General features: G+C 37.8%; 14 protein-coding genes. 1 reads left to right on the top strand and 13 read right to left on the bottom strand.

Translation table 11 applies throughout. The features are described from left to right. The first annotated feature begins 584 nt into the window (after positions 1-584). Positions 585-899, top strand: a complete 315-nt coding sequence (locus H561_RS0119145) for a hypothetical protein (protein WP_027388455.1) — start codon at positions 585-587, stop codon at positions 897-899. A gap of 73 nt (positions 900-972) precedes the next feature. On the opposite strand, the gene H561_RS0119140 is transcribed toward H561_RS0119145, so the two are convergent. The 13 genes from H561_RS0119140 to H561_RS24540 form a co-directional block, all read right to left on the bottom strand. After that, positions 973-2,103: an aminotransferase class I/II-fold pyridoxal phosphate-dependent enzyme gene (locus H561_RS0119140; RefSeq protein WP_027388454.1), complete on the bottom strand. Its 1,131-nt coding sequence runs from the start codon at positions 2,101-2,103 to the stop codon at positions 973-975. A gap of 23 nt (positions 2,104-2,126) precedes the next feature. Further along, a complete protein-coding gene (locus H561_RS0119135; protein WP_027388453.1) occupies positions 2,127-3,140 on the bottom strand; it encodes a peptidogalycan biosysnthesis protein in 1,014 nt (337 codons plus the stop codon). Continuing rightward, entirely contained in the window at positions 3,133-4,167 is a 1,035-nt protein-coding gene (locus H561_RS0119130) for a hypothetical protein (RefSeq protein WP_027388452.1), read from the bottom strand. The genes H561_RS0119135 and H561_RS0119130 overlap by 8 nt, the downstream gene beginning before the upstream one ends. Continuing rightward, a complete protein-coding gene (locus H561_RS0119125; protein WP_027388451.1) occupies positions 4,154-4,720 on the bottom strand; it encodes a GNAT family N-acetyltransferase in 567 nt (188 codons plus the stop codon). Before H561_RS0119125 ends, H561_RS0119130 begins: the two co-directional genes overlap by 14 nt. After that, positions 4,720-5,364 (bottom strand): sugar transferase, encoded by a 645-nt coding sequence (locus H561_RS22880; protein ID WP_051349457.1) that lies wholly within the window; start codon positions 5,362-5,364, stop codon positions 4,720-4,722. Before H561_RS22880 ends, H561_RS0119125 begins: the two co-directional genes overlap by 1 nt. Position 5,365: 1 nt before the next feature. After that, entirely contained in the window at positions 5,366-6,562 is a 1,197-nt protein-coding gene (locus H561_RS0119115; protein WP_027388450.1) for a glycosyltransferase family 4 protein, read from the bottom strand. A 5-nt stretch (positions 6,563-6,567) separates the two neighbouring features. Then, the gene (wecB, locus tag H561_RS0119110) at positions 6,568-7,707 is read right to left on the bottom strand and encodes a non-hydrolyzing UDP-N-acetylglucosamine 2-epimerase (RefSeq protein ID WP_027388449.1); all 1,140 of its coding nucleotides are present in this window, start codon (positions 7,705-7,707) and stop codon (positions 6,568-6,570) included. A 63-nt stretch (positions 7,708-7,770) separates the two neighbouring features. Beyond that, on the bottom strand, positions 7,771-8,889 hold the full coding sequence (locus H561_RS0119105; protein ID WP_027388448.1) for a polysaccharide biosynthesis C-terminal domain-containing protein: 1,119 nt from the start codon (positions 8,887-8,889) through the stop codon (positions 7,771-7,773). Positions 8,890-8,936: 47 nt separating this feature from the next. Continuing rightward, positions 8,937-9,341 carry a WxcM-like domain-containing protein gene (locus tag H561_RS0119100; RefSeq protein ID WP_034762834.1) on the bottom strand — a complete coding sequence of 135 codons (405 nt, stop codon included), beginning with the start codon at positions 9,339-9,341 and terminating at the stop codon, positions 8,937-8,939. 50 nt (positions 9,342-9,391) lie between these two features. Next, on the bottom strand, positions 9,392-10,426 hold the full coding sequence (locus tag H561_RS0119095; protein WP_027388446.1) for a polysaccharide biosynthesis protein: 1,035 nt from the start codon (positions 10,424-10,426) through the stop codon (positions 9,392-9,394). After that, entirely contained in the window at positions 10,410-11,534 is a 1,125-nt protein-coding gene (locus H561_RS23470; RefSeq protein ID WP_051349456.1) for a glycosyltransferase family 4 protein, read from the bottom strand. Before H561_RS23470 ends, H561_RS0119095 begins: the two co-directional genes overlap by 17 nt. A 3-nt stretch (positions 11,535-11,537) precedes the next feature. Beyond that, entirely contained in the window at positions 11,538-12,335 is a 798-nt protein-coding gene (locus H561_RS0119085) for a polysaccharide deacetylase family protein (RefSeq protein WP_027388445.1), read from the bottom strand. Continuing rightward, positions 12,328-12,630: an acyltransferase gene (locus H561_RS24540; protein WP_394330856.1), complete on the bottom strand. Its 303-nt coding sequence runs from the start codon at positions 12,628-12,630 to the stop codon at positions 12,328-12,330. The genes H561_RS0119085 and H561_RS24540 overlap by 8 nt, the downstream gene beginning before the upstream one ends. Positions 12,631-12,731: the final 101 nt, after the last annotated feature.

Genomic DNA, 12,731 nt, shown 5'->3' with positions numbered 1-12,731 from the left:
AAACTTTTTTCTGTGGCCTTCGCTTTTCAATTAGCTTGACGCTGAAAGTTTAAGGTCGTGGTGTGGTTAACAGTTAGAATGGTCAGTTTCATAAGGGAATACTCTCATATTGTTTATAGGTTGTATTAAAATTATTTAAACCATGTTTTTACCTACGATTGCCGAACTTTTGGGAAAAGATTTTTTATTTTTATTTGTTCTTTTGCTTCTGTCATGTCTATTTTTTTTATGAATCAGCGAACCCTTGCGGGTTTGCCTTAATGCAAAAGAACCAAAAGATCAAGACTTAAAACTTTGCCTCAGTATTTTATATTTTATTTCTGAATCGGCGAATCTCTTAGAGATTTCTTAACGCTGCAAATTGAGCCTGCGCTGAAAGTTTAAGGGTCAGCTGGAGACCAAACAAACCAATCCCGTCGATCGCTGAGCCACTGACGTCCGTTCAGGTGTTTTTCACAGCAAAGCGTAGAAATGTATCGGGAACTGCTGAACAAAAGACAGATCATGAATGATAAACCTAAAAAATATTAGCGCCTTTTGGGTAAAAAAACAAAAATAAAAACAACAATTTAAAAACAGACAAAATGAACTTACCCAACATCATCACCGCTTTAGTAAAAGCACAAGATCACTTCAGCACCCAAGCCTATGCCGACTGTTTCACCGACACCGCCATTGTATTTGACGAAGGCAAAACCCACTGCAGAAAAACAGAAATCCAAAACCGGATCGCCGCCAACCGCGAATACCAAAGCGTTATGAAACCTTTAGACTATAACGAAAAAGAGAATATCCTCTCCGCAGAAGTCTCAGGCACATTTCCCGGAAGCCCTGCCGTTCTGCAATATCATTTTGAGTTGAATGATAGATTGATTGAATCGTTGAAAATAACGGGATAAAACGATCATTTATAAATAAATAACGCTGAAGTTAAAACTTCAGCGTTATTTATTTATATGAAACTCATTATATTTAAAATATTTCTGAGATAACTTTTGCGATCCTGCTTCTTTCATCATCAGTGAGGTTGGATCCTGAAGGAAGGCACAATCCGTTTTCAAAAAGGGTCTCTGCAACCGTTCTTCCGTAATACGGTGCTTCTGCAAATACCGGCTGCATATGCATCGGTTTCCACAGCGGCCTTGATTCTATGTTGTCTTCAAGAAAGGCAAGGCGAAGGTCTTCACGGGTTTTGCCTGTTTTCGATGCCTCTACGGTAATGGCAGACAGCCAGTGGTTGGAATAAAAATCAGCACCAGGTTCTGAGAATACTTCCACCCCATCGATATCCTTAAACAGCGCCGTGTAGAAATCATGCATTTTTCTGCGGGCTTCCACCCGGTCCTGCAACACTTCCATCTGGCCGCGGCCTATCCCCGCGCAGATATTGCTCATCCGGTAATTATACCCGATGTGGGAATGCTGGTAGTGCGGCGCATCATCCCTGGCCTGGGTAGAAAGAAAAACGGTCTTATCCTTATCTTCCCGGGTATGGCATACCAGTGCGCCTCCTCCGGAAGTGGTAATGATCTTATTCCCGTTAAACGATAAAACCCCGAAACGCCCGAAGGTGCCGCAGGCGTTTCCCTTATACGTGGAGCCCAGGGCCTCTGCTGCATCTTCAATGACAGGGATTTCATATTTTGCCGCAACAGCCAGGATCTCATCCATTTTGGCGGGCATCCCGTACAGATGGACCACGATAATCGCTTTCGGTTTTCTGCCTTTTGAAATCCTGTCCTGAACCGCCTCTTCCAGAGCAGCCGGGCACATATTCCACGTCTCTTTTTCCGAATCGATGAAGACCGGGATGGCACCGCAGTACGCAATGGGATTAGCCGAGGCTGAAAACGTCATCGACTGGCAGATCACTTCATCGCCATATTCCACGCCGCATTCAATTAAAGCCAGATGTAAAGCCGCCGTACCTGCCGAAAGAACGGCTACTTTGACGTCCGTATTCAGGAAATTTTCAAGGTCTTTTTCAAAACCGTCTACATTGGGGCCTAAAGGGGCTACCCAGTTGGCATCAAATGCTTCGTGTACGTATTTTAGTTCGGTTCCTCCCATATGCGGTGAGGAGAGCCATATTTTTGAATTCATTATTTTTTTTTTAAATTAACGTTTTATGATCTATACAAAGGAAAAAAAGATGCATGGGTTTTACCTTTCGACAATTCATCATACACTTTCTGATTAACTATATATTTCCACACTGAAAACTGTTTGAAATTTTTCGAAAAAGCAGATTTAAACCGGAACAGCGAATCATCATCCTGGCCGCCCACGCCGCCGCCTAAATGTAAATTTTCGGCAGTGGTCTGATTTCCCAATAAACGGGCTTCGTTCAGAATTAATTTCATCGGGGTTTCCCGAATAAACTCTTCCGTTGTCCCCGCTAAATGATACTGCATAATTTTTTCCGTCAGGGTGAAAATTGCTCCTGCAATAACCTTCTCATCTTTGACAGCAATCAATAATTTGGATTCAAAATCAGGATTATTTAAAAACTCGTAGAAATATTCTTTAGGAAAATAATAATTAGGAGCCGCATGTACCCGATCCATGGTTTCATAATAGATCGAAATAAACTGGTCTGTTTCATGCTGATTACCGGCCTCTTTTACAAAAATTTCCTTCCTGCCCAATTGATTGAGCTCTGATTTCAAAGACTTCCGGTATTCTTTACGCTGTTCGTCAGCTGATTTGGTTAAATCTATAGATACGGTTTTGTTCAAATCTACCATCTCTCCCAATCCCTCAATCATTGGCTTTTGATCAATGAGCGGATGCAGCCTTGAAAATACTGAAACGATATTCTGCTCATTGCAGAAAGCAACAAAATTCGTTTTAAAAAATGACAATAATTCCGCAGGATCATATTGATCCTCGAACTTATAAAGCGGTCCTGCATATCCATATACCGAAGTGATATCATAGAAACCGGTATCTTCAATGGGCCGTATAACGATCGGTAGTACTATAAAATTCTTATCATCAGAAAAAAGTAAAAGTTTTGAAGTAAAAGCAGTATCGATCTTGTGGAAATAGGCAGTGTGATGAAAATCGTAAACAGCAGCCTGCTTTACCATTTCAGTCCATCTTGCCGAATGGTTCTCTGTAATTTCAAATCTAAGCATTTCTACTAAATTGGTTTATAATATTAGCGATGTATTCCATTTCAATGGCAGAATACCTGAAATCTGTGTGTACGAACAACAACCTGTCCTGAAGGTAAATATCATCTTCTGAGAATTGATCCGGCCATAAAACCATAGGATAAATATTGTGGAGTATCAAATGTTTCCTCAGCCGGTCTCTTTCTTCCGTCTCCGCGAATTTTAAAATTAAAGAATATTCCAAATCTGAGTTACTGGTGAGCAATTCAAATTTCGTAGTTTTTTTAATCGCATTTCTGATGGTAAAAACATTGTTCTTTTTAGATTCAATTATTTTAAAAAGATCCAATTCTGAAAGGTATTCTTTGACACTAAAAGGTAGCGTGGCGTCAGTTTCAATATTTTCAAAAGAATGTTCTGCTGAAATCAGCAGGTCTCTGAAAATTTCTTTCTCTGGAAATCTGTCTTCTAAATATTTTTTCTTCAGAAACATTCCCGTAAATTTTTCCAGAGCCACTTCTTCAGCAAATAATGTTCCCGGAATACCCGGTAATTTTATTTTTGATCTTACGAATCCTCCTACCGGAACCGGCAAAACTTTTCTCAGAGAGCCAAAAATATAATCTGCTTTGCTGTCGCTTATCAAACTTAAGTTATGAGTCAGATCCTCTATCGTAGCGATATTCTTTAAATGTTCAAAATCCGGTGACGAAATACCAAAATAATTGACCAGCAGTACAGCACAAAAACTGCTGTCTTCAATGTCAGCAGGCAATGTATTATGAAGAGGATTACACGGGTAAAATTCTAATTCAATATTTAAGTCTTTAATGAAATCATATACTTCATGGCAATAATAAGTGGGAACATATATTTTTTTCCACTCAAATTGTTTAATACCATGCATCAGTATATTGCGTAAAGCAACACGGCCGGAAAAATATAAATAATCCATACCATTAAGGCCGTAAAACGTAGTGGCTTTAGATCTAAACTCACTATCGCCAATGTAATGGAAATCAGAACCAAATTCCTTATTCTTCATCATTCCAATAATTATTTTCCTTTATTAAATCAAAATAATCATCTCTCGTTATTCCTACTATGGCTTCATCTATCCACTGGTTTTTTCTAAAGTACTGTTTCTTTTTGATCCCTTCGACCATCCAGCCACATTTCTTGGTATACACGCCTATTGAAGGTTCATTGTTAGCTATTATTGTCGTATTCATTCTCATCAGACCCAGTTCTTCAAAAGCATACCGGTTTACAGCCATTACTGTATCTACGCCATATCCCTTTCCTCTTGTATCTTTATTGCCCAGCAACATACCGTGAAATGCATTTCTGTCCTTCCAGTTGATATCTACTAAATTAGCCATTCCAATCAGTCCCAGATCTTTTACATGAATAGCAAATTTCTGGTTATTGCTGTTTAAAGACAAAGATTTAAACCATTTTTCCTGATCCTGCATGCTGGACGGAAAGTGCCATCCTCCCAACATATAATTTATTTCCGGGTCATTAGACCACTGATGTAATAAAGGCAGATCTTCCTGTTCAATAGCCCTAAGCTCAACTTTTTTACCGGTAATATTCATTATATATCTTTTTTGAAATGATTGTTGCTTAAATTTTTACTGATTCCCAAATCATCAACTTCATCTACCGTCTGACCATGGACAATATCAGATGATTTAAAAAATAACGATTTAAACGTCATAAAAATAATCTTTATATCTAAACCCAAAGATAAATTTTCCACATAATAAACATCATTGTTAAATCGCTCTGAAAATTTCATATTATTCCGTCCTTTTACCTGTGCCAGACCGGTAATTCCGGGACGCACATTGTGCCTCTTTTTATGTTTTTCAGAATATAAATTTAAGTATTCCGGCAATAAAGGACGCGGCCCTATTAAAGCCATGTCCCCTTTTAAAACATTGATCAATTGCGGAAGTTCATCCAAAGAAGTTTTTCTAACGACTGCACCCACCGGGGTCAGACGTTCGGCATCAGACAGCAACTCCCCGTTTTCATTCTTTTTATCGTTCATCGTCTTGAACTTGATGATCTTAAAAATCTTTTCCTTTAAACCCGGCCGGGACTGAAAAAAGAAAGGTTTGCCGTCATTGGCAAAATATAAACAGACCGTTACCAACACAAAAACAGGACTCAGAATTAATAACCCTAAAAATGCAACTGTAAAATCGATCAATCTTTTAATGAAATTTTTATACATTTTAAAGTTTTTCTATAATTAGATTAAAAGATGTGTCAACCAAATATTCTGTTTTCAACAAAATCTCTGCATTATTTCCTAATTCCTGTAAATTATCTTCAGTAAGCAATTGATTAATTTTTGCCTGCATTTCGAGCTGATTACCTGCCATTACCTTGTATCCACAATGCGCATTTTCCACAATATCACCGATATCTGTATTGGGATCCGTTGCGGCAATTACAGGCATCTTCATTTCCAAATAGGATAATAACCGGGACGGGAAATTAGGAATTAAGAAATTTTTATCCAAAAATATCAATCCTACATCACAGGCAGCCAGCAACCGGTCATAATCTTCTTTTGGCAATCGCTGCAGAAGTTTTGCATTAGCAGGTCTTTCCTGATCAAACCAATTTTGAATCCTCGGAAACTCCGTTCCGTTTCCCACAATCAGGAAGAAGGCCTCTTCGGATTTTGTTGACTGAATGGTCTCCAGTAAAAAATCCAGTCCCTGAGGTTTACCTAAATTCCCTCCATATACGAACACTTTTTTCCCAGCTGGAATGTGATACTTTTCCCTTATATTTTCTTTCTGGTCATCAGAATAGTTAAAAACCACAGGTTCTATTGTATTGGGATTAACCTCTACTTTTCCGGGATTAATTTCAGGATTATGCTTTACTACGAAATCAACATTTGCCTGCGACATGCATCCAATCGTATCTGAAACCTGATATAATCTTCTTTCTTTTTTTACAAACTGCTTATGCAAAAAACCGCCTTTCTTAAGCATATTCATATCCACGGCATTTTGCGGAAAAATATCTTTAAGCAGAAGATATGATTTTGCCCGGTCTCTTTTTTTAAGATACTCAATCACTTTTACTAAAGTAATCGGAGGGGTTGAATATAAAACAAGATCAAACTTTTTATGAGAACAATATTTTTTTATTGCAGAAAGATACTGAAACTCTAATGCAAGAGTCCCCACCCCTTTTTCAACAATATTTGTTTTCTGAATATTTAATGTTTTCACCTGAAGAATGGAAACCCCTTCTTTTGTAATGAATTGAGTAGGGACCCCTCTCCTTCTTTCCACAGGGGTGACAATGGTCACATCATGGCCTTCGTCACGGAATTTCCGTAGCAGGTCCTGGTAAATTCCCCGTTCTTCCACAGAATTCACTTCAGCCAAAGTCAAAAAAATAATTTCCATTTATTTTAAATTTCTTCCGACCAAACGGTTCTTTTGATATAATCTGTATAAGAAATTATGATACGGACTACTTTTTCAGATACATTCGGCATTGAGTAATCTGCAACCGGTCTGAAGTTTCTTTCCTGTCCTACTTTCTGATGCAATACCTGTGTCAGTCCCTGTAAGATTCTTTCCGGAGAAAGGCCTACCATCATGACACTTGCTTCTTCCATCGCTTCAGGCCTTTCATGAGCCTGACGGATATTCAATGCCCTGAAGTTTAAGATCGATGATTCTTCTCCGATAGTTCCTGAATCTGACAGTACCGCATATGCCCGTTTTTGCAAGGCATTGTAATCATGAAAACCCAGTGGTTTTAAGAACTGAACTTCAGGACGCATTTCGATCTGCATCTTATCAATCATATTTTTCGTGCGCGGGTGCGTGGAAACAATGATCGGGTACTGATACTTTTCTGCAATCGCGTTTAAAGAATCCATCAAGCCCCTGAAGTTTTTTTCAGAATTGATGTTTTCTTCACGGTGAGACGATACAACGAAGAACTTTCCTTCTTCCAAACTTAATTTCTCAAGTACGTTTGAAGCATCAATTTGTGGCAAATAATGATTCAATACTTCAAACATCGGAGAGCCGGTCTTGATAATTCGATCCGCAGGAAGCCCTTCTCTAAGAAGATATTCCCTTGCAATATCCGAATAGGTCAGGTTAATATCCGAAGTGTGATCTACTATTTTACGGTTGGTTTCCTCCGGAACCCTCTGGTCAAAACAACGGTTTCCTGCTTCCATATGGAAAATAGGAATATGTCTTTTCTTTGCCGGAATGGCGCACAGACATGAGTTGGTATCACCCAACACTAAAAATGCATCGGGCTTCAATTCTTCCAGTAAAGGATCAATCTTAATTAAAATATTACCTACCGTTTCTGTAGCGGTCTTTCCGGCAGCTTCCAGGAAATAATCGGGTTTACGAAGCCCCAGATCGTCAAAAAAGATCTGGTTGAGTTCGAAATCGTAGTTCTGTCCTGTGTGTACAATAATATGTTCAATTGCTTCAGAATGGTCCAAAGCCATCAATACTCTTGATAATCTTATGATTTCGGGACGGGTTCCTACCACCGTCATTACTTTTAGTTTTTTCATTTTATTGCTGTTGGCTGTAGGCATCCAGCGTTTTGCTTTTGCGTCCAGCATTAATAATAGTTGTTATACTTCCAGAAAATAAGTGTCTGCACTTTCAGGATTGAATGCTTCATTAATCCAGAAAATCGTGTACAATTCTTCTTCTCCTATATTTTTGATATTGTGGGTGTACCAGATCGGCATATCGACATAAGCTGGCTCTGTTCCATCTAAATAAAAATCCAATACTTCACCGGTATCAATTTTTCTCAGCTGGATCAAAGCTTTTCCTTTAATCACGGCAAAACGTTCGATCTTCCGGGTATGGTAATGGTTCCCTCTGGTAATTCCCGGAACGGTAGTTGAAAATGAACACTGTCCGCCGATTCCAAGTCTTATCACTTCCACAAATGCTCCGCGGGGATCTGTATGCTTGGTAAATTTTACAGGATAATGTGTTTTATGATCGATATAAGAACGGTAGGTATTGAATAGATTATGCTCAAACGAATCATTGATTGCAGGGATTTCTCCGCCTTCAAAATATTTTGTTTTGTAATCATTTAATAAAGCCAAAACCTCAGATACTTTTTTCGTGGCAGTCGCCTCAATAAAGAATTCGGGTTTACTGTTTCCTTCTCTGATTTCTTTAATCATGGTATCCACTAATTCCTGGACATAAATTAACTTTACTTCCCCGTCATTGGCAATGGATGGCGTTTCCCCATGCGTCAGCTGATGACAGAATGTAGCGATAAAAGAATTGTAAAAAGGTTTTCCGAAAGCACCGAAGACATTCGGAATAATCAATCCTGTGACTTTTCCGTCATTCTCCTGAGCCCAATGTACCAAGGCCTCTCTACATTCTTTTTTTGATTTTCCGTACAGATTATCTCTTTCCTCCTGGGTTGAAGATGAAATCAAAACATGAGCTTTCGAGCCTGTCCTTTTTAATGAATCAACTAATTTTTGTACTAAAGATACATTGGTTTCATAGATGACCTGCTCACTGTCGTGACGGTTCATGGCAGCCAAATGCACAATCACATCACATTCTGCAACGAATAGGTCTAATTGGTTCTCGACTTCAAAATATTGTTTCTGAAAATCAATTCTTTGAAAATTTTCAGGAAATAATCCTAAAGTATTGTACAAATGTCTTCCGACAAAACCATTCTGACCGGTGATCCCGATTTTTTTCATTCCTGTATACTTTTGGCAGTTAACTGATAGTTATCAGACTGCTGTTCTTATTTAAAATAATCTAAACTGAATCTATATTCATCATTAATTTCTCCCAGCCTGTAATCAGTGAGTACCAATAATTTACTTTCTTTCTGTATTGCCTGAACTGCTGTTATACAACCTGGAGGAATATGAAGATACGTTAATGCCTCATCGGTCAGAAGATATTTCCGGACTGTAAAATCCTTGGAAGGGTTTTCAAAATTGTCCAAAGCCATTACAGAAATTTCAAAACTTCCTTTCATACAGGTAAACCACCGCTGCTCTATTTTATGACCTTGCCAACCCCGGATGAAATCTGTCGACTGATTTTCTATGGTGTAAATTCTTTTAATCTGCGAAGCATCAAAATCATTATTATAGGTAATGATCCCTCTTTCATCCTGATGTTTTTTTCCTTCTAACAGCATCAATCTTTCACTTTTTCCTTTTATATTTTTTCCCGGCTCTTATCACAATTCTAATAAGGGTACTGCATTACATCTTCTCCAAACACTTCTTTTCGGATCAAAGGTAAAGTTGAAATCAGTTTTTTTAACCCTTCCACGCCTTGCTGCTCGGTATTGTGCGAATGATAGTCTTCAATCTGAGCCACTTCTTCTTCCCCTTCAGAGAAATACTGTGCGTAATTCAGGTCACGGTTATCCGCGGGAACACGATAAAAATCTCCCATGTCTTCCGCCTTAGCCATTTCTTCACGGGTACAGAGGGTCTCGTATAACTTTTCTCCGTGACGGGTTCCGATTACTTTTACAGGAACTTCTTTTCCGGTCAGTTCGATTAAAGCTTTTGCGAGGTCTCCAATGCTTCCTGCAGGAGCTTTGTTTACAAATAAATCCCCCGGGTTGGCATGTTCAAAAGCAAACAATACCAGATCAACCGCATCTTCCAGTGACATAAAGAAACGCGACATATTGGGATCGGTTACCGTGATGGGCTCCCCTTTCTGAATCTGATTTAAAAACAAAGGGATTACAGAACCTCTTGAGGCCATCACATTCCCGTATCGCGTAAGACAGACTACGGTTTCAGAAGTATTTCTTGATTCTGCCACCGCCACTTTTTCCATCATTGCTTTGGAAATCCCCATAGCGTTGATCGGATAGGCTGCTTTGTCGGTTGACAGGCAGATAACTTTCTGTACCTTGTTGGCCGTTGCTGCACGGATGACGTTCTGGGTGCCTTCCACATTGGTTTTCACCGCCTGCATCGGGAAGAATTCGCACGAAGGAACCTGCTTTAATGCTGCTGCGTGAAAGATATAGTCTACTCCTCTTGTTGCCGGTTCCACACTGGAAAAATCTCTGACATCACCGATATAATATTTGATTTTATCATTTTTGTACAGATTTCTCATATCATCCTGTTTTTTCTCGTCACGCGAAAAAATACGGATTTCCTTAAAGTGATCAGTCTGTAAAAATCTGTTCAGTACAGCAGTTCCGAAAGAACCTGTACCACCTGTTATTAAAAGTATTTTATTTTGAATCTTCATCTTTATAAATTTTAATCCATTTATTTATTTGATTGGTGATATTAAATTCCTGATCTACTAACAGAGTAGCATTTTCCCGCATCCCGTTATAAATTCCAGCAGGCAATTGAATCATTTTGTCAATTGCATCCGCAATCTCCTGTGGGGAATTTTCAATATGGAATCCACAGTGGTATTTTTCTAAAACTGACCATGGGGTACCTTTGGAAGCTAGTACAGGAGTTCCCTGATTTAATGATTCAACCACTACATTTCCGAAATTTTCAGTTTCTGAAGGTAATACAAGTGCATAAGATTCAGCATATGCCTTTTCTTTGTCTTCACCTGTAAGATGTCCTTTAAATTCTATTTTATCCTGCAGGTTTTTAGATTTAACTAATTCTAAAAGTTCCTGATAATAATCCAGATGCCTTTCTTCATGTTTCCCAACAATAACAAGCTTGAAATCCGAATCCATAAATTTCTTACTTTTCGAAAAGCCCTCAATCATTTTATGGATCGCTTTGATTCTATGAATCCTGCCAAGATACAGAAATTGTTTTTTTATAACATCTTTTCTTCGTCTGCTTGGTTCAATAAAGTTAGGAATTTCTACAACCTGAATATCCCCAAAAGCTGATTTTATTTCCTCTGTTTCTTTTTCGGAGGTACTGTGAAAAAGAATGTTTTTAGTCAGATTTTTATATAAAAACAAAAGCGGCTTTTTTTTAATGCTGCTAAATTTTAATGCATTTGGACTTAGTTCTCCTCTTACGGACCAGATTATTTTTTTCCTTGAAAAAAATAATCTGGTATAAAAAAAACTAATAATTGACAGGATACTGAATAAACTATTTAAATGAATAACATCAGCAGAGCGAATACCTGATAAAATTTGTCTTATGATGGGTCTTGAAACTGATGGTGATGAACCATAATATACCGACCCGCAGTCTTTTTCCAGAATTTTGTCAAGTTCCACCTCACCCTCTCTCAAGCCAAGCGATGTAGTCGTAATATTTACATTTATATCGTTTGATTTTAATGCACAGGTATGCCAGAAAAGAGTGTTGCAGGGCCCTCCGATCTGTGATGGATAAAATGCTCCTATAGGAAAGTATATTTTCATTCTTTAATAAGAAATTTTTTTAGACAAGAAATAGTTTATATGTTTTGCCTTCCAATATGGCTCACAATGCCTTCTATTGAAAACTCGTCCTTCATAACTAAAATAGTTAGTCCAGTTCGAAGCACTGAAAATATTATCATAATACTTCTCAGCTATTTCAGTAGAAACTATATCGAAATCTCTTCCTACATGACCATAAGGAAACGCAAAATCATTACAATTAATATCGGCTTTTTCAAGGATTTCTTTCTTACAATATCCTATTTGATATTCCAAAACTTCTAATTCTTTAATTAAACTAACCCTAACATGATCCATTGTGTGCGCTCCAATGGTGTGTCCTTTATCTGCAAGTGTTTTTATCTGTTCCCAGTTCATTGGCCTTTTATATAAAGGTAAATGTACTTTATCTATCAGAAAGTTTTCAATATATGCAGGGTCACCATTAACAAAATTGGGATTAATAAAAAAATAGGCGTATCCATTATATTTTTCAAGCACTGGCGCTATATGAGTATAACACTCAGCAAAACCATCATCATAACTAAAGGCTATAAGGGAATGATTAACGGATTTCTTTTTATTAATCAAATCTACGGCTTCTGCAAAAGGAATAATCGTTGATTTTTTGGAAAGAATTTTTAACTGATCATCAAAAAAGGATGCATCTGATTCTTCTTTTAATGATAATAAATGACTATTAAGTAGATGTACACGATTTGAAGGATTTGCTATTAATCCAAAAAAATCCAAATATTGATTTCGGAATGTACGCTGTAACTTATTGTATAAACTATTCATCTCTTCTTCTAATTTCTTTTATCACTTTAGCCGGATTTCCCGCTGCTATAGTCCAAGCAGGTACGCTTTTGGTAACCACTGAGCCCGCACCAATAATTGCACCTTCTCCAATTACTACGCCCGGCAGAATAATACTTCCTATCCCAATTGAACAGCCTTTTTTAAGATGAATTTTTTCTAATATAAATGGAAGTTTATTAGTCTGATCACCAACGTAATATTGAGATAAATCACGTTTATGACAAAATAATACCACTTTTGGAGATATGAGTACATTTTCTTCTACTGTTATCATATTTGCATTATTTACATCATAATACACATCATATGACACAAAAAAAGATCCCTTAACGTTTACGCCTGTTAATTTCCAAATCCAGGGTACAATTCGTACAT

This window comes from Chryseobacterium gregarium DSM 19109 (assembly GCF_000430845.1).
Classification (GTDB): Bacteria; Bacteroidota; Bacteroidia; order Flavobacteriales; family Weeksellaceae; genus Chryseobacterium; species Chryseobacterium gregarium.
The sequence above is the reverse complement of the archived record's forward strand: the minus strand, read 5'-3'. Positions and strand labels throughout refer to the sequence as shown.

Coding starts and splice junctions, on each gene's coding strand:
- H561_RS0119145 (WP_027388455.1), top strand. CDS start 585: ATGAACTTACCCAACATCATCACCGCTTTAGTAAAAGCACAAGATCAC.
- H561_RS0119140 (WP_027388454.1), bottom strand. CDS start 2,103: ATGAATTCAAAAATATGGCTCTCCTCACCGCATATGGGAGGAACCGAA.
- H561_RS0119135 (WP_027388453.1), bottom strand. CDS start 3,140: ATGCTTAGATTTGAAATTACAGAGAACCATTCGGCAAGATGGACTGAA.
- H561_RS0119130 (WP_027388452.1), bottom strand. CDS start 4,167: ATGATGAAGAATAAGGAATTTGGTTCTGATTTCCATTACATTGGCGAT.
- H561_RS0119125 (WP_027388451.1), bottom strand. CDS start 4,720: ATGAATATTACCGGTAAAAAAGTTGAGCTTAGGGCTATTGAACAGGAA.
- H561_RS22880 (WP_051349457.1), bottom strand. CDS start 5,364: ATGTATAAAAATTTCATTAAAAGATTGATCGATTTTACAGTTGCATTT.
- H561_RS0119115 (WP_027388450.1), bottom strand. CDS start 6,562: ATGGAAATTATTTTTTTGACTTTGGCTGAAGTGAATTCTGTGGAAGAA.
- wecB (WP_027388449.1), bottom strand. CDS start 7,707: ATGAAAAAACTAAAAGTAATGACGGTGGTAGGAACCCGTCCCGAAATC.
- H561_RS0119105 (WP_027388448.1), bottom strand. CDS start 8,889: ATGAAAAAAATCGGGATCACCGGTCAGAATGGTTTTGTCGGAAGACAT.
- H561_RS0119100 (WP_034762834.1), bottom strand. CDS start 9,341: ATGCTGTTAGAAGGAAAAAAACATCAGGATGAAAGAGGGATCATTACC.
- H561_RS0119095 (WP_027388446.1), bottom strand. CDS start 10,426: ATGAAGATTCAAAATAAAATACTTTTAATAACAGGTGGTACAGGTTCT.
- H561_RS23470 (WP_051349456.1), bottom strand. CDS start 11,534: ATGAAAATATACTTTCCTATAGGAGCATTTTATCCATCACAGATCGGA.
- H561_RS0119085 (WP_027388445.1), bottom strand. CDS start 12,335: ATGAATAGTTTATACAATAAGTTACAGCGTACATTCCGAAATCAATAT.
- H561_RS24540 (WP_394330856.1), bottom strand. CDS start 12,630: ATGATAACAGTAGAAGAAAATGTACTCATATCTCCAAAAGTGGTATTA.